At 70.5% G+C, this 16,612-nt stretch carries 17 protein-coding genes; 15 read left to right on the top strand and 2 right to left on the bottom strand.

What is annotated here, in order from left to right:
* Positions 1 to 8: 8 nt before the first annotated feature.
* On the top strand, positions 9 to 659 hold the full coding sequence (locus AC3IPY_RS10765; protein ID WP_489184290.1) for a DUF1990 domain-containing protein: 651 nt from the start codon (positions 9 to 11) through the stop codon (positions 657 to 659).
* A 2-nt stretch (positions 660 to 661) separates the two neighbouring features.
* On the top strand, positions 662 to 1,888 hold the full coding sequence (gene hemW, locus AC3IPY_RS10760) for a radical SAM family heme chaperone HemW (protein WP_489184289.1): 1,227 nt from the start codon (positions 662 to 664) through the stop codon (positions 1,886 to 1,888).
* Between the two features lie 6 nt (positions 1,889 to 1,894).
* On the opposite strand, the gene AC3IPY_RS10755 is transcribed toward hemW, so the two are convergent.
* Together AC3IPY_RS10755 and AC3IPY_RS10750 are read right to left on the bottom strand one after the other, a co-directional pair.
* On the bottom strand, positions 1,895 to 2,275 hold the full coding sequence (locus tag AC3IPY_RS10755; RefSeq protein WP_489184288.1) for a DUF4870 domain-containing protein: 381 nt from the start codon (positions 2,273 to 2,275) through the stop codon (positions 1,895 to 1,897).
* Between the two features lie 115 nt (positions 2,276 to 2,390).
* On the bottom strand, positions 2,391 to 2,834 hold the full coding sequence (locus AC3IPY_RS10750) for a DUF4870 domain-containing protein (protein ID WP_489184287.1): 444 nt from the start codon (positions 2,832 to 2,834) through the stop codon (positions 2,391 to 2,393).
* A 193-nt stretch (positions 2,835 to 3,027) separates the two neighbouring features.
* Between AC3IPY_RS10750 and hrcA the strand changes: the two genes are divergently transcribed.
* The 13 genes from hrcA to leuA all read left to right on the top strand — a co-directional run bounded on the left by hrcA (position 3,028) and on the right by leuA (position 16,531).
* The gene (hrcA, locus tag AC3IPY_RS10745) at positions 3,028 to 4,050 is read left to right on the top strand and encodes a heat-inducible transcriptional repressor HrcA (RefSeq protein ID WP_489184286.1); all 1,023 of its coding nucleotides are present in this window, start codon (positions 3,028 to 3,030) and stop codon (positions 4,048 to 4,050) included.
* 48 nt (positions 4,051 to 4,098) lie between these two features.
* A complete protein-coding gene (gene dnaJ / locus AC3IPY_RS10740; RefSeq protein WP_489184285.1) occupies positions 4,099 to 5,199 on the top strand; it encodes a molecular chaperone DnaJ in 1,101 nt (366 codons plus the stop codon).
* 9 nt (positions 5,200 to 5,208) lie between these two features.
* Positions 5,209 to 5,943: a 16S rRNA (uracil(1498)-N(3))-methyltransferase gene (locus AC3IPY_RS10735; RefSeq protein WP_489184284.1), complete on the top strand. Its 735-nt coding sequence runs from the start codon at positions 5,209 to 5,211 to the stop codon at positions 5,941 to 5,943.
* 24 nt (positions 5,944 to 5,967) lie between these two features.
* On the top strand, positions 5,968 to 6,327 hold the full coding sequence (locus AC3IPY_RS10730; protein ID WP_489184283.1) for an HIT domain-containing protein: 360 nt from the start codon (positions 5,968 to 5,970) through the stop codon (positions 6,325 to 6,327).
* A complete protein-coding gene (locus tag AC3IPY_RS10725) occupies positions 6,317 to 7,444 on the top strand; it encodes a PhoH family protein (protein WP_489184282.1) in 1,128 nt (375 codons plus the stop codon). Before AC3IPY_RS10730 ends, AC3IPY_RS10725 begins: the two co-directional genes overlap by 11 nt.
* The gene (ybeY, locus tag AC3IPY_RS10720) at positions 7,441 to 7,902 is read left to right on the top strand and encodes an rRNA maturation RNase YbeY (protein WP_434072225.1); all 462 of its coding nucleotides are present in this window, start codon (positions 7,441 to 7,443) and stop codon (positions 7,900 to 7,902) included. The genes AC3IPY_RS10725 and ybeY overlap by 4 nt, the downstream gene beginning before the upstream one ends.
* Positions 7,903 to 7,904: 2 nt before the next feature.
* On the top strand, positions 7,905 to 9,221 hold the full coding sequence (locus tag AC3IPY_RS10715; protein WP_489184281.1) for a hemolysin family protein: 1,317 nt from the start codon (positions 7,905 to 7,907) through the stop codon (positions 9,219 to 9,221).
* A complete protein-coding gene (gene era, locus AC3IPY_RS10710) occupies positions 9,199 to 10,107 on the top strand; it encodes a GTPase Era (protein ID WP_489184280.1) in 909 nt (302 codons plus the stop codon). Before AC3IPY_RS10715 ends, era begins: the two co-directional genes overlap by 23 nt.
* Positions 10,108 to 10,253: 146 nt before the next feature.
* Positions 10,254 to 11,447 carry a sensor histidine kinase gene (locus AC3IPY_RS10705; RefSeq protein WP_489184279.1) on the top strand — a complete coding sequence of 398 codons (1,194 nt, stop codon included), beginning with the start codon at positions 10,254 to 10,256 and terminating at the stop codon, positions 11,445 to 11,447.
* Positions 11,444 to 12,127, top strand: coding sequence for a response regulator (locus AC3IPY_RS10700; RefSeq protein ID WP_489184278.1), 684 nt, complete (start codon positions 11,444 to 11,446; stop codon positions 12,125 to 12,127). The genes AC3IPY_RS10705 and AC3IPY_RS10700 overlap by 4 nt, the downstream gene beginning before the upstream one ends.
* 172 nt (positions 12,128 to 12,299) lie before the next feature.
* Positions 12,300 to 13,061, top strand: coding sequence for an ABC transporter ATP-binding protein (locus AC3IPY_RS10695; protein WP_489184277.1), 762 nt, complete (start codon positions 12,300 to 12,302; stop codon positions 13,059 to 13,061).
* Positions 13,058 to 14,449, top strand: coding sequence for an ABC transporter permease (locus tag AC3IPY_RS10690; protein ID WP_489184276.1), 1,392 nt, complete (start codon positions 13,058 to 13,060; stop codon positions 14,447 to 14,449). The genes AC3IPY_RS10695 and AC3IPY_RS10690 overlap by 4 nt, the downstream gene beginning before the upstream one ends.
* A 309-nt stretch (positions 14,450 to 14,758) precedes the next feature.
* Complete coding sequence (gene leuA / locus AC3IPY_RS10685; RefSeq protein ID WP_489184275.1) at positions 14,759 to 16,531, top strand: 2-isopropylmalate synthase; 1,773 nt, start codon at positions 14,759 to 14,761, stop codon at positions 16,529 to 16,531.
* The last annotated feature ends 81 nt before the right edge of the window (positions 16,532 to 16,612 follow it).

Raw genomic sequence — 16,612 nt, 5'->3', positions numbered from 1 at the left:
GTTCGCACATGACCCGACGCAGCACGTTCACCGATCAGTCCGTCACGTACGGCTCCATCGGGGCCACCCTCGACCCCGATCTGCTCAGGTACCCGCCGGCCGGGTACCTTCCCGTCGAAGACCGCGTGCGCATCGGCAGCGGCATCGAGCGCTTCGACCGCGCGGCCGAGTCGCTCATGACCTGGGGCATCCAGCGCGGCGCGGGCTTCGAGGTGACGGATGTCTCCGCCGGAACCGGCGCCCAGTATCCCGGCATCGTGTACGACGTCGACGGTTCGCCGCTCACCGAGCAGCCGGGGCCGCGCACCGAGGACCGGTTCGGCGCCGACGGCACGCCCTACATCGCGGCGGGGATGCAGGCGACCCTCGTGCGCCACGACCACCTCGGCGCGAAGCGCACGCCGGTGCTCGTCGTCTACGTGATCGACGAGCCGGGCCGGGTCGGATACGCCTTCGGCACGACGGGCGACGGACACGAGAGCGGCGAGGAGTCGTTCGTGCTCGAGCACCTCGACGACGACACCGTCTGGCTCACGATCCGGTCGTTCCGCGAGATCCCGACGGGCGTCACGCGTGCGATCGCGCCGCGCATCCGTCGTCGCCGCCGCGAACTGACCCGCCTGCAGCTGCGCGCCCTGCATCCCGCCGGCGGCGTGTAGGCGTGGGTTCGGCGCTCCCGCTCGGCGACCCCGCGCCGCTCGACGGACTGCTCCCGGCGACGGCCGCCGTGGGCGCCGTGGATCGTGCCCTCGGCGTCTACGTGCACGTGCCGTTCTGCCGGGTGCGCTGCGGGTACTGCGACTTCAACACGTACACGGCGAGCGAGCTCCGCGGCGCCCGGCAGGTCGACTACGCCGACCACGCGATCGACGAGATCCGCATGGCACGGCGTGTGCTCGAGGCATCCGCGGTGCCCTCGCGCGAAGCCGAGACGGTCTTCTTCGGCGGGGGCACGCCGACCCTGCTGCCGGCCGACGACCTCGTGCGAATGCTCGCCGCGGTGCGGGACGAGTTCGGCTTCGCCGACGGCGCCGAGGTCACGACCGAGGCCAACCCCGACTCGGTCGGCCCCGAAGACCTCGTTCGCCTGGCCGAGGGCGGGTTCACGCGCGTCTCGTTCGGCATGCAGTCGGCGGTGCCGCATGTGCTCGCGGCGCTCGATCGCACGCACGACCCGGCCCGGGTGCCGCTCGTGGTGCGCTGGGCGCGCGACGCGGGCCTCGACGTGAGCCTCGACCTCATCTACGGCACGCCCGGGGAGTCGCTCGACGACTGGCGGCGCAGCGTCGATGCGGTCGTCGCCGAGCGGCCCGACCACGTGAGCGCCTACGCCCTCATCGTCGAGGAGGGCACGAAGCTCGCACGGCAGATCCGCCGAGGCGAGCTCGCGCAGCCCGATGACGACCTCGAGGCCGACATGTACGAGCTCGCCGACGAGGCGTTCGCCGCCGCCGGGTTCGAATGGTACGAGGTCAGCAACTGGGCGACCGACTCCGCCCATCGTTCGAGGCACAACCTCGGGTACTGGCGCGGTGACGACTGGTGGGGTGTCGGGCCCGGGGCCCACAGCCACGTCGGCGGTGTGCGCTGGTGGAACGCGAAGCATCCGGCGGCCTATGCCGAACGTCTCGCTGCCGGGCACTCGCCCGCGGTCGGTCGCGAGGTGCTCGACGCCCCGACCCGCGAGACCGAGCGCGTGCTGCTGCTCACGCGCATCCGCGAGGGCATCGACATCGCCTCGCTCCACGCGGGCGGTCGCCACGCCGTCGCCGGGCTCATCGCCGACGGGCTCGTCGACGCGAAAGCCGCCCTCGCCGGCGGGTTGACGCTCACCAGGCGAGGACGGCTGCTCGCGGACGCCGTCGTCAGGCGCCTGCTCGAGGACTGACTCCGATCAGCTCACGAACTTGATCGAGAGCGGGTACGTGTAGGGCTGGCCCTGGTTGGCCTTGACCGCGGCGATGATGCTGAAGACGATCACCACGATGCCGACGGCGATCGTGAGCAGGATGCCGATGAAGACGATCCAGAGGATCGCACTGACGATCGCCGCGATCGTCATGGTGATCTGGAAGTTCAGTGCGGTGGCGGTGTGCGCCCGCACGAAGGGCCCCTTGTCCTTGAGGACCAGGTAGCCGATGAGGGCCGGGATGAACCCGAAGAAGATGCCGCCGACGTGGATCAGCGTCGCCCAGAGCTTCTCGTCGCTCGGGCTGAGCTGGGGGCTCTGCTGGTAGGGGTTCTGGGGCGGGGGAGGAGGGGGCAGGTCGGACATTCGTGAACTCCTGTTCGGGGCGCTGGGCCGCGGGACTGCGGACGCCCACCATGCTGGCACAGCGACGCCCGCCGCGGGAGGGTGACGCTCCTACGGCGGGCGAATCGCGAGTCGGCTACTTGATGAGACGGATGGCGAACGGGTAGCGGTAGTGGTTGCCGTCCTTGGCCTGGAGGAACGCGATGATCGAGAAGACCACGCCGACGATCCAGATGGCCCAGGAGAGCAGGCCGAGCACGCTGCCGAGGCCGAACGTGACGATCGTGATGATCATGGTGAGGATGAACAGCGCGATCTGGGCGAAGACGAGCGTGATCTGGAAGTTCAGCGCCTCCTTCGCCTCGGTGTTCGTGAACTGGCCGCGATCCTTGAAGACGAGCCAGATGATCAGCGCCGGCAGGAATCCGAGGATTCCGCCGAGGTGGGCGAACGAGCCCCACTGCACGTCCTGCTCCTGCGAGAGCGGGGCTGCGGGTGCGGCGGGCTGCCCGGCGGCCGGCTGCTGCGGCGGTGTCGGGGGCACGTTCGGATCGGACGGACCTGCATTGGGATCTGACATGATGCGTGCCTTTCGGGGTTCGGGGAGTGAACCGCTGCTGCGAGGGAGTGGGCGGTCGCAGCCTTGGTGACTCGCGGATCACGCCCACGGTAGCGCCGGGCGGGAGTGTCGGCAATGGGGTTTACCCTGAGTTGCGCGGTATGATTGGCACTCGCATCGAACGAGTGCTAAAGGGTAGGCGAAAGCGAGGAACATGGTCTCCGAACGCAGCCTCGCCGTCCTCAGGGCGATCGTGCAGGACTACGTCGCCTCCCGCGAGCCCGTCGGCTCGAAGGCGATCGTCGAGCGGCACGCGTTCGGGGTCTCGGCGGCGACGATCCGCAACGACATGGCCCTGCTCGAAGAAGAGGAACTGATCGCGGCCCCGCACACCTCGTCGGGCCGCATCCCCACCGACAAGGGCTATCGCGTGTTCGTCGACCAGCTCACCGAGGTGCGTCCGATGACCCGCGCCCAGCGGCACGCGATCGAGACGTTCCTCGGCGAGTCCAGCGACCTCGACGAGCTGCTCGCGCGCACGGTCCGGCTGATCGCACAGCTGACCAGGCAGCTCGCGGTCGTGCAGTACCCGAGCTTCGGCAGCGCGCGCGTGCGTCACGTCGAACTCGTCTCCCTCGCGCCCGACCGGGTGCTCTGCATCCTCATCACCGATTCCGGCCAGGTCGAGCAGCGCGTCACCGAACTCCCGCACCCCATCGACGACGAGACCCTCTCGCTGCTCCGTGCACGCCTCAACGAGGTCGTGGGCGGCAAGGCCATGGCGGATGCCGCGGACGCGCTCTCCGGCGCATTCGACGACGTCGCCCGGGTCGATGCCGAGGTGCTCCGCACCCTCGCGACCACCCTCGCCGAGCAGGCGCGCGCGCAGCGGCAGGATCGCCTGGTCGTCGCGGGCGCCGCGAACCTCGTGCGCACCGAACAGGACTTCGCCGGATCGATCCTCGGCGTCATCGAGGCCATCGAGGAGCAGGTCGTGCTGCTGCGCCTCTTCGGCGAGATGGCTGCCGACGAGCATCCCGTGGCCGTGCGCATCGGTCGCGAGAACGCCTCGTTCGGCCTCGGCGATGCATCCGTGCTCTCGAGCGCCTTCGAGATCCCGGGCCGCGACGTCTCGCGGCTCGGTGTCGTGGGGCCCACCCGCATGGACTATTCGCACAGCATCGCGGCCGTTCGCGCGGTCGCCCGATACCTCTCCCGCACGCTCGGCGAGAACTGAGCAGGCCGGCCCCCACCGGCTTTTCGCAATCGAAAGGACACGCCCTCCGTGGCAGACCACTACGAGGTCCTCGGCGTCTCACGCGAGGCCACCCCAGACGAGATCAAGAAGGCCTACCGCCGTCTCGCCCGAGAACTGCACCCCGACGTGAATCCGGGTGCCGAGGCATCCGAACGCTTCAAGTCCGTCACGCATGCATACGACGTGCTCTCCGACCCGAAGCAGCGCCAGCAGTACGACCTGGGCGATCAGGGTGGGTTCGGCGGCGCGCAGGGCTTCGGCGGGTTCGGCGACATCTTCGAGACGTTCTTCGGGGCCGGGCAGCAGACCCGCGGGCCGAGGTCGCGCCGCGAGCGGGGTCAAGACGCGCTCATCCGCGTCGAGGTCGGCCTCGACGAGGTCGTCTTCGGCACGCACCGCGAGATCGAGGTCGACACGGCCGTCGTCTGCCAGACGTGCAACGGGTCGTGCTGCCAGCCCGGCACGGCCCCCGTCACCTGCGACATGTGCCACGGCACCGGCTCGATCCAGCGCGCCGTTCGCTCGCTGCTCGGCAACGTCATGACCTCGAGCCCCTGCGGCACCTGCCGCGGCTACGGCACGGTCATCGCGACGCCCTGCGTGACGTGCCAGGGCCAGGGCCGCGTTCGCTCCCGCCGCACCGTGCCGGTCGACATCCCCGCGGGCGTCGACACGGGCGTGCGCCTGCAGATGCCCGGCTCGGGCGAGGCCGGCCCCGCCGGCGGCCCCAACGGCGACCTCTACCTCGAGATCAAGGTCAAGAACCACGACGTCTTCAGCCGCAACGGCGACGACCTGCTGGCGACGCTCGAGATCTCGATGACCGACGCGATCCTCGGCACCACGGCGAAGATCGAGGCGCTCGACGGCGACGTCGACGTCGAGATCAGGGCCGGCCTGCAGAGCGGCGAGATCCTCACGGTCAAGGACCGCGGCGTCACGAAGCTCCGCGGCAACGGCCGCGGCGACCTCAAGGTCGGAGTGCAGGTCCTGACCCCGACCAAGCTCTCCTCGAAGGAGCGCGACCTCGTGCAGCAGTTCGCGGCCTCGAAGAAGGCGCCCGCACCGGCGCTCAGCCACTTCCAGCAGGGCCTGTTCGCACGCCTGCGCGACCGGTTCCTCGGCTAGAGCACCGCGATGAGCCACCTGTACCTCGACGAGTCGCTCGACCTCGCCGCCGTGACTGCCGGCGACGAGGTGCGCCTCACCGGCGACGAGGCCAGGCACGCCGTGACGGTGTCTCGGCTGCGTTCGGGCGAGCGGGTCGCGGTCGGCGACGGGCGGGGAACACTCGCGCAGTGCACGGTCGTCGAGGCGGCGCCACGCGAACTCGTGCTCGAGGTCGTCTCGGTCGAGGCGACGCCCGCGTCGAGCCCCCGGATCACGCTCGTGCAGGCGCTCGCCAAGGGCGACCGTGACGAACTGGCGGTGCAGGCGGCCACCGAACTCGGGGTCGACGCCATCGTGCCGTGGTCGGCGAGTCGTTCGGTCTCGCGCTGGGAGGGCCCGAAGGCCGAGAAGGGTCGCGCCCGCTGGGCGAGCATCGTGCGCGAGGCGACCAAGCAGTCCATCCGCGCGTGGATGCCGCAGGTCGCACCGCTCACCACGACCGCGGGCCTCGCGGCCCTGGCCGACGGCGCCCGCGTGCTCCTGCTCGAGCCCACCGCCGAGACGCCGCTCACGGGCATCCGCCACGACGGCCGTGATCTCGTGCTCGTCGTCGGGCCCGAGGGCGGCATCGCACCCGCCGAGATCGAGCGGCTCGTCGCCGCCGGCGCCGAAGCCGTGCGGCTCGGCGCGTCGGTGCTGCGCGCCTCGACGGCGGGCCCGGCGGCGATCGCCGTGCTGAACGCCGAACTCGGGCGGTGGTGAGACATCCGTCGGTACGATGGAGTCATGACCGCAGCCGAGGCCGAGCCGACCATCTTCGAGCGCATCGTCGCGCGTGAGATCCCCGCGAACATCGTCGCCGAGACCTCGCGCGTGATCGCGTTCCACGACATCGCCCCCAAGGCGCCGGTGCACGTGGTCGTCACGACGAAGGTCGGCACCTACCGCGACGTCGTCGAACTCGCGGCGGGCGACCCCGGGCTGCTGGCCGAGCTCGTCGGCGTCGCACGCGACATCGCGGCCGACCTCGCCGACGGCGACTTCCGCCTCGTGTTCAACACGGGCGCCGGGGCAGGCCAGACCGTCTTCCACGTGCACGCCCACGTGTTGGCCGGCGGCCTCGAGGAGGCCTCGCTTGGCGGATGACCCGCAGCACGAGATCGTGTCCTCCGGCGCTGAGTCGGCGCCCGCTGAGGCCGCGCGCGACGACGAGGAGCGCCTGCGCATCGACGGCATCGCGATGGTGCGGCTCCTCGGACCCCAAGACCGCCTGCTCACCACGGTGCAGCGCGAGTACCCGGGCGTCGAGGTGCACGTGCGCGGCAACGAGATCGGCATCCGCGGCGAGGCCGACGAACGACGCAAGGTCCGCCGGCTCATCGAAGAGCTGCTCGAGCTCGTGCGAGCCGGTCAAGACCCGACACCCACCGAAGTGAGGAGCTCGGCCCGCATGATCGACGCCGATCCCGATTCCCGTCCGTCCGAGCTGCTCGGGCAGGTCATCGTCTCGTCGCGAGGCAAGACGATCCGGCCCAAGACCGAGGGCCAGCGCGCCTACGTCGACGCCATCGACGAGCACACGATCGTGTTCGGCATCGGCCCGGCCGGCACCGGCAAGACCTACCTCGCCATGGCGAAGGCCGTGCAGGCCCTGCAGCGCAAGGAGGTCAGCCGCATCATCCTGACCAGGCCGGCGGTCGAGGCCGGTGAGCGGCTCGGGTTCCTGCCGGGCACGCTGACCGACAAGATCGACCCCTACCTGCGCCCGCTCTACGACGCGCTCAACGAGATGATGGACCCCGAGATGGTCCCGAAGCTCCTCGCCTCGGGCACGGTCGAGGTCGCCCCACTCGCGTACATGCGCGGCCGAACGCTGAACGACTCGTTCGTCGTGCTCGACGAGGCGCAGAACACGACGCCCGAGCAGATGAAGATGTTCCTCACGCGACTCGGGTTCGGCTCGAAGATGGTCGTCACGGGCGACATCACGCAGATCGACCTGCCCGGCGGCGCGAGCGGCCTGCGAACCGTCACGCGCATCCTCGACCACGTCGAGGACATCCACTTCTCGCGGCTCACGAGCGACGACGTGGTACGGCACACGCTCGTCGGGCGCATCGTCGACGCCTACACCGAGTACGACCAGCGCGCACAGGCGCAGCGGTTCGAGCGCGACCAGGCGCGCGAGTTCGCGAACCGCGCCGAACGACGCGGGCATGCCGCCCCGCGCGACCACCTCCCTCGAAGGGGCAGCAACTCGTGAGCATCGAGGTCAACAACGAATCCGCGATCGAGGTCGACGAGACCGTGCTGCAGCGGCTCGCCGTGTACGTCCTCGACGCGCTGCACGTGCACCAGGACGCCGAGCTCGCGATCGTGCTCGTCGACGAGGGAGCGATGGAGCAGCTCCACGTGCAGTGGATGGACGAGCCCGGCCCGACCGACGTGCTGAGCTTCCCCATGGACGAGCTGCGCCCGGGCAGCGACGAGAACCCGACGCCGCCCGGACTGCTCGGCGACGTCGTGCTGTGCCCGCAGGTCGCCGAGACCCAGGCGCGCGCGGCGGGGCATCCGCTCGTCGATGAGCTCACCCTGCTGACGACGCACGGCATGCTGCACCTGCTCGGGTTCGACCACGCCGAGCCCGAAGACGAGAAGGAGATGTTCGGGCTGCAGCGCGACCTGCTCGTGGGCTTCACGATGCAGGAACGCCGCCGCTGACCATGCAACCCTGGCTCTTCCTCGGCGCGGCCCTCGTGCTCGTCGCGTTCGGCGGCCTGATGGCCGCGGTCGACTCCGCACTCGGGGCCACGAGCCGAGCGGATGTCTCCGACCTCGCGGTCGGCTCGCGTTCGCGTCGATCACTGCTGGCCATCGCCGACGACACGGGCGCGCACATCAACGCCGTGAACTTCGTGCGCATCATCGCCGAGACCACGGCGGCCGTGCTCGTGACGCTCGCGTTCGTGTCGTTCCTCGACAACGTGTGGTGGGTGCTGCTCTGGTCGGCGCTCATCATGACGGCCGTGTCGTTCGTGCTCGTCGGGGCGAGCCCCCGCAGCGTCGGTCGGGCGCACGCCGAGGTCGTGCTCCGGCTCACCGCCCCGCTCGTGCACTTCCTGCGCGTCCTGCTCGGACCGCTCGCCAACGCCCTCGTCTCGCTCGGCAACCGGGTGACGCCCGGCCGCATCCGGTTCGCGGGCGTGTCCAGCGAAGAGCAGCTGTTGAGCATGGTCGACGAGGCCACCGAGCTCGACGTGCTCGAAGAGAACGACCGCGAGCTCATCCACTCCATCTTCGAGTTCAACGACACGGTCGCGCGCGAGGTCATGATCCCGCGCACCGACATGGTGACGATCGACGCCACCGCCCATCTCGCGCAGGCCATGGCGCTCTTCCTGAACGCCGGCTATTCGCGCATCCCCGTCATCGAGAACGATGCCGACGACGTCGCCGGCATCCTGTACCTGCGCGACCTGGCGCGACTCGGGTTCGAGCGCCCGCTCGATGCCGGCGACCTGACCGTCGGTGAGCTCGTGCGCCCCGCCGTCTTCGTGCCCGACTCGATGAAGGCCGATGCGCTGCTGCGTCAGATGCAGCTCGACAAGAACCACCTCGCGATGGTCGTCGACGAGTACGGCGGCATCGCCGGTCTCGTGACGCTCGAAGACGTCATCGAGGAGCTCGTCGGCGACATCTCCGACGAGTACGACCGCGAGGCCGTGCAGGTCGAGGACCTCGGCGGCGGGCGCTACCGCGTCAGCGCGCGACTGCCGGTCGACGAGCTCGGCGAGGTGTTCGGCCTCGAGCTCGACGACGAAGACGTCGACTCGGCCGGCGGCCTGCTCGCGAAGGGGCTCGGCCGGCTCGCGCAGCCCGGCGAGCGCGCCATGGTGTCGGGGCTCGTCCTCGAGGCCGAGCGCACCGAAGGACGCAGGAAGCGCATCTCGACGATCCTCGTCGAGCGCGATCAGGCCCTCATCGACGCGCAGACCGCGTTCGAGCCAGGGGACCCCGATGGAAGGAAGCACCGTGGCTGAATACCGCGCCGGATTCGTCTCGTTCGTGGGGCGGCCGAACGTCGGCAAGTCGACGCTCACGAACGCCCTCGTCGGCGAGAAGGTGGCGATCACGAGCTCGAAGCCGCAGACCACGCGCCGGGCGATCCGCGGCATCGTGCACCGCGAGAACGGCCAGCTCATCCTCGTCGACACCCCTGGGCTGCACCGACCGCGCACCCTGCTCGGCGAACGGCTGAACTCGCTCGTGCAGTCCACGCTCGGCGATGTCGATGTCATCGCGTTCTGCGCGCCCGCGAACGAGCCGATCGGTCCCGGCGACCGGTTCATCAACGAGCAGCTCGACCAGTACCCGCGGGCCAAGAAGGTCGCGATCGTCACCAAGACCGATGCCGCGTCGAAGTCGAAGATCGCCGAGCAGCTGCTCGCCGTCTCCGAACTGCGCGAGTGGGACGCGATCGTGCCGGTCTCGGCGCCCGAGGGCGACCAGCTCGAGGTGCTCGTCGACGAGCTGCTGACGCTGCTGCCCGAGTCGAGCCAGCCGCTGTACCCCGCCGAGACGCTCACCGACGAAGACACCTCCGAGCGCATCGCCGAGTTCATCCGCGAGGCCGCGCTCGAGGGCGTGACCGACGAGCTGCCGCACTCGATCGCCGTGATCGTCGACGACATGGTCGAGCGCGAAGACAAGGACCTGCTCGAGATCTACGCCAACCTCTACGTCGAGCGCGACAGCCAGAAGGGCATCATCATCGGCAAGGGCGGCTCGCGGTTGCGCGAGGTCGGCGCCACCGCGCGTGCGCAGATCGAGGGCCTGCTCGGCCGCAAGGTCTACCTGGCGCTGCACATCAAGGTCGCGAAGGACTGGCAGCGCGACCCCAAGCAGCTCGGGCGCCTCGGGTTCTGAGTCGGCCGCAGTCGCCGACCCGGCACGGCATGGCCCGGCACGGCGCTGGAGCGCGACGGCCCGCCGCAGCCGGCGCCCGTACGACTCGAGGATGATTTCGGGCGTGGAACAGGGCGGCCGGCAACGGTGACGCGTACGGTGGATCGGTGACCGACACCCCGATCAGCCGCGCGCAGTTGAGGACCGACATCGTCCTCGCCGTCGTCTTCGCGCTCATCGCGCTGCCGTTCGCCCTGCTCGGCAACGCCGCCGACTTCTTCGCGCTCGCGATGTTCGCCGGCGCACTGGCCGTGCGGCGGTTCGCACCGCCATGGTCGCTCGGCGTCGCGTGGGCCGCCGCCACGGTGCAGATGGCCGCCCTGCGCGACCTGCAGTTCTACGACTTCGCGGTGCTCGGCGTGCTCTACTCCTGCGCGGCGCACGGGGGCCGGCTCGTCAAGTGGCTGGGCCTCGCCTCGGCGATCGGCGGTGCGCTCATCGCCACGGCGTACCTGCAGTTCGTGAAGCCGCTCGCCGACGGCGTCACCGGGCTCGGCGCCAACGTCTTCATCGGTGCGGGGTTCGTGTTCGTCGCCTCGGTCGCGCTGCTCGTGCTCGCGTGGACGGCCGGACTGCTCGCACGTTCGGTGCGCGACGGACGCGAGGTGCGGCGCCGTGAAGAGGTCGCGAATCGCGAGCGGTCGCTCGCCGAGTACCGGTACTCGGTCGAGCAGGAGCGCAATCGCATCGCCCGAGACATGCACGATGTCGTCGCGCATTCGCTCGCGGTCGTGATCGCCCAGGCCGACGGGGCCCGCTTCGCGGCCAAGACCCGACCCGACGCGGCATCCGAGGCACTCTCGACCATCTCGGGCGTGGCTCGCGGCGCGCTGGGCGATGTGCGGGTGCTGCTCGCGGAGCTCCGCCACCATGAGGGCGGGGCGCCGCAGCCCGTGCTCGACGACCTGAGCGGACTCGTCGAGGGCGTGACGGGTGCCGGGCTCGATGTCGTCTTCGAGGAGCACGGCGTGCGGCGCGAGCTCGGCACCGGGCACCAGATCGCCGTCTACCGCATCGTGCAGGAGGGGCTGACGAACGCGCTGCGCCACGGCGACACGACGCGGCCGGTCGCGCTGCGCCTCACCTGGCACGATGGCGGCGTCGATCTCGAGGTCTCCAACTACCTGAGGGCGGATGCCGCGGGGCCGGCCCCGACGACGGCCCCCATCTCGGCACGACACGGACTCACGGGCATGCGCGAGCGTGCGCAGCTCGTGGGCGGAACGCTGCTCGCGCAACCGGTCGACGGCGTGTTCCGCGTGCTCGCGCGGATCCCCGCGCAGCCGGGGGTGCCCGCATGACCGCCGGCCGCACCGGTGTCGTGCGCGTCGTCCTCGTCGACGACCAGGCGTTGTTCCGCGCCGGCGTGCGCATGCTCGTGGAGTCGCAGCCCGACCTCGAGGTCGTCGGCGAGGCCGGCGACGGCGTCGCCGCGGCATCCCTGCTCGCCTCGACTGCGGCCGACGTGGTGCTCATGGACGTGCGGATGCCGCTGCTCGACGGGATCCAGGCGACCGAACGCATCCTCGCGGAGGCCGATCGCGACGGACGCAGCGCGCCCCGCATCCTCGTGCTGACCACCTTCGACCTCGACGAGAACGCGGCGCGGGCGATCCGGGCGGGTGCGAGCGGGTTCGTGCTGAAGGATGCCGACCCCGAGTTCCTGCTCGCGGCGATCCGCACCGTGCACCAGGGCAACCAGGTCATCGCGGCGAGCGCGACGCGTGCCCTGTTCGAGCATGTCGCGCGGGGGAGCGGCCGTCGCCCGGCGCCTGCGTCGTGGACGGAGCTCACGCCGCGCGAGCGGGAGATCTTCGGGCTCGCGGCGCGCGGGCTCTCGAACGGCGAGATCGCGGCCTCCGAGTTCCTCTCGGAGGCGACCGTGAAGACGCATGTGAGCCGCATCCTCGCGAAGCTCGGGCTCCGCGACCGCGTCCAGCTCGTCGTCTTCGCCTACGAGCACGACCTCCCCGACGCCTGACCCTTCGCTTTTCTCAGGAGTTTTTCCCCGCGGGGCGGCATCCGGGCGCGATTCCTCCTGAGAAGCGGTCGGTTCGGCGGGGTGGCTCCTGAGAAACGTCATCCGCTGGGATGACGCGCGACCATCCCGCCGTCCGATGACCCGGCGCCCCGGCGTCCGTAACGTCGAAGACATGCAGATCACTCCCACCGACCTCGGCCTCATCGCCCGCGTCGTCTCGCTCGGCAAGCAGTACGGATCCGGCTCCAGTGCGGTCACCGCGCTCGACGACGTCTCGATCGGCCTCCGTCGCGGCGAGTTCACCGCCATCATGGGCCCGTCGGGCTCGGGCAAGTCGACGCTCATGCACATCATGGCGGGGCTCGATTCGCCGACGTCGGGTCGCGTGTGGCTGGGCGACACGGATGTCACGGAGCTGTCGGATTCCGCACTGACCGTCCTCCGTCGCCGCCGCGTCGGCTTCGTCTTCCAGTCGTTCAACCTGGTGCCGACGCTCGACGTCCGGGCGAACGTCGCGCTGCCCTTCGATCTCGACGGACGCCGCCCGAGCAAGGACGAGCAGGCCTGGATCGACGAGCTCCTCGACACGCTCGGCCTGAACTCGCGCCTGCGCCACCGCCCGCATGAGCTCTCGGGCGGCCAGCAGCAGCGGGTGGCCATCGCCCGCGCGCTCGCGACCCGGCCCGATCTCGTCTTCGCCGACGAGCCGACGGGCAACCTCGACTCGCGCACCGGGCGCGAGGTGCTCGGGCTGCTCGCCTCGGCATCCTCTCGCTACGGGCAGTCGATCGCGATGGTCACGCACGACCCGGTCGCCGCGAGCCACGCGGATCGCATCCTGTACCTCGCCGACGGCCGCATCGTGCGCGACATGGGCCGCTCGACGCCCGAGGAGATCAGCTCGTACATGCTCGCCATGGAGCAGGCGGCATGACGCGCCTGCGGGACCAGGGCCCGACCCTGCTCGTGGCGACGCTCGCGGCCGCCTTCGGCGTCGCGCTGCTGCAGATCACGGGCATCCTCGCGGCCGTCATCGAGGAGTCCGGCGCCGCGGAGTCGGGAACCGTACGGCTCATGCTCGGACTCGTCGCGGGCGTCTTCATCACGATCGCCGTGTACGTCAGCGCCGTGGTCACCGCCAACACCGTCGCCACCGTCGTCGCCGGTCGGACCCGCCTGATCGCCCTCTACCGGCTCATCGGCTCGAGCGCCCGCGCGCAGCGCGCCGCGATCGCCCGGGAGGGCCTGCTCGTCGGCATCGCCGGTGCGGTGCTCGGCGGCGTGGTCGGCACCGGGGCGGCCTGGGCGCTCGGCGAGATCGGCGTCGCGCAGGGGAGCATCCCCGCGTTCGATCGCTCGGTGCTGGATCCCAGCGTGCTGCTGCCGATGCTCGCCGTCGTCGTGACGACCTGGCTCGCGGCGTGGGCGGGTTCGCGTCACGTGCTGAGCGTGCGTCCGTCGCAGGCGCTCGGCAACTCGGCGGAGGTCGATCTCGAGACGGTCTCCAAGCGAACCGGACTTGCCGTCGCCGCGTGGGTGCTCGGCGTGCTCGGCGCCGCCCTGCTCGTGCTCGGCGTGCTCGTGGGGCTCGTGCGGCCCGAGGGCGTGCTCCTCGGTCTCCTCGGCGGCATCCTCTCGTTCACCGCGATCGTGCTCGCCGCGCACCGCATCATGCCGCCCGTGCTGCGTGCCGTCGGCCGCCTGTTCGGCGACGGCCCCGTGGCGCGCCTCGCCGCTGAGAACGCGGTGCGTCACCCCGAGCGCTCGGCGCGCATGACGGTCGGCCTCGTGATCGGAGTGACGCTCGTCACGACGTTCGCCGTCACGATGGAGTCCTACCGCACCATGGTGCTCGCCGCGACGGCCGCGCAGCCCGAGATGCAGGACGAACTCGGTCCGCTGATCGACGGCACGGTCGCCGTGTTCTCGACGCTCATCGGCTTCAGTGCCGTCATCGCGGCCGTCGGGCTCGTCAACACGCTCTCGATCAGCATCCTGCAGCGCACGCGCGAGCTCGGCCTGCTGCGCGCACTCGGCTTCGACCGGTGGCAGATCCGCGTGATGGTCATGCTCGAGGCCGCGGCGCTCACCGTGGCGGCGACGCTCACGGGTCTCGTGCTCGGCACCGCCTACGGCTGGGCGGGCGCCCAGTCGATGCTCGGATCCGCGGGCGGCGCACCGGGCCTGGTGGCACCGACCATCCCGTGGCCGATCATCGCGATCGTGGTCGGCGCGGCGATCGTGCTCACGCTCGTGGCATCCGTCGCCCCGATGCGCCGCGCGGCGCGCGTGTCGCCGGTGGTCGCGCTCGCGGTGCAGTAGCTCCGGTTCGGCGACTCGCGGCGCTCGTGTCGCGCTCAGGTCTCGCACGGGGGTGCGAGAGGGGGAACGTGCGGGCGGATGTCTCGGGGGAGGCGTCCGCCCGCACCATCGCGCAACGTGGTCGGGCAACCAGATTGCGCACCACGTCGTGAAACCGCGTTGTGCAACTCAGTTGCATCAGGTGTTAGCCTAAGTGCGTGTCTTACGGCCTGCTTCTCCTTAGCTGCCGCAGCGAGTCCTAGTTCTCAGGCCTCCCTCGCTGCGGAGTTCGTCGTCGGCTGAATCACCGCGAAGCGAGAGAAGCACCTCATGAAGAACACTCAGAAGCCGTCCGCGATGCCCGTGCATCGGTACCGCCCGTTCCACGAGCAGATCGTCGTCGACCTGCCCGATCGCACCTGGCCGTCCAAGCGCATCGAGGTCGCACCGCGCTGGTGCGCCGTCGACCTGCGAGACGGCAACCAGGCGCTCATCGACCCGATGAGCCCCGAGCGCAAGCGCATCATGTTCGACCTGCTCGTGAAGATGGGCTACAAGGAGATCGAGGTCGGGTTCCCGAGCGCGAGCCAGACCGACTTCGACTTCGTGCGCAGCCTCATCGAAGAGGGCGCGGTCCCCGACGACGTCACCATCCAGGTGCTGACGCAGGCGCGCGACCACCTCATCGAGCGCACCTACGAGTCGATCAGGGGCGCCAAGCAGGCGATCGTGCACCTGTACAACTCGACGAGCATCCTGCAGCGCGAGGTCGTCTTCCGCACCGACCGGCAGGGCATCGTCGACATCGCCCTGCACGGCGCCCGCAAGTGCCGCGAGATGGAGGCGACGGTTCCCGGAACCGCGGTGTACTACGAGTACTCGCCCGAGAGCTACACGGGCACCGAGCTCGAGTTCGCCGTCGACGTGTGCAACCGGGTCATCGAGATCTTCGAGCCCACGCCCGAGCGCAAGGTCATCATCAACCTGCCGGCGACGGTCGAGATGGCGACCCCCAACGTCTACGCCGACTCGATCGAGTGGATGGGCCGTCACCTCGCGCACCGCGAGAACGTGATCCTGTCGCTGCACCCGCACAACGACCGCGGCACCGCGATCGCGGCGGCCGAGCTCGGCTACCTCGCCGGCGCCGATCGCATCGAGGGATGCCTGTTCGGCAACGGCGAGCGCACGGGCAACGTCGACCTCGTCGCGCTCGGCGTCAACCTGTTCACGCAGGGCATCGACCCGCAGATCGACTTCTCCGACATCGACGAGGTCAAGCGCACGGTCGAGTACTGCAACCAGCTGCGGGTGCCCGAGCGCCACCCGTGGGCGGGCGACCTCGTCTACACGGCGTTCTCCGGTTCGCATCAAGACGCGATCAAGAAGGGCTTCGAGACCATGGCCGCCGACGCCGAGGTCCGTGGCATCCACGTCGACGACCTCGAGTGGGCCGTGCCCTACCTGCCGGTCGACCCGCGCGACCTGGGTCGCAGCTACGAGGCCGTCATCCGCGTCAACTCGCAGTCGGGCAAGGGCGGCGTCGCCTACCTGCTGAAGAACGACCACGCGCTCGACCTGCCGCGCCGCCTGCAGATCGAGTTCTCGGGCGTCGTGCAGGCCAAGACCGACGAAGAGGGCGGCGAGGTCTCCAGCGACGAGATCTGGCGCGTCTTCAACGACGAGTACCTGCCGGCTCCGGCCGAGCGTCCCGACGAGAAGTGGGGCCGCTTCGAGCTGCTCTCGCTCCGCACCGAGAGCGAGCTCACCGGCGAGGTGCGCGTGCGCTGCGGCCTGCGCGACGGCGACGAGCGCGTCGAGGCCGACGGCAGCGGCAACGGACCGGTCGCGGCATTCCTCTCGGTACTCGGCGCCGAGGGCGTCGACGTGCGCGTGCTCGACTACAGCGAGCACGCCATGTCCTCGGGCGGCGACGCCGTCGCGGCCGCCTACGTCGAGTGCCAGGTCGACGGTCGCACCCTCTGGGGCGTCGGCATCGACGCCGACATCGCCACCGCGTCGCTGAAGGCGGTCGTCTCCGCCGTCAACCGGGCGATCCGCACGGACGTCGCCGTCGGCGAACGCGAGGCCGTCGCCGTCTGACCCTGCGCGAGCTTCGAGCCTGCGCCGGCGCTGACCACGCCTGATCACGGGCGGATGCCGCGTGCCGAACCCTCGGCACGC

The organism is Agromyces sp. GL_144 (genome assembly GCF_057834305.1).
The sequence above is the reverse complement of the archived record's forward strand: the minus strand, read 5'-3'. Positions and strand labels throughout refer to the sequence as shown.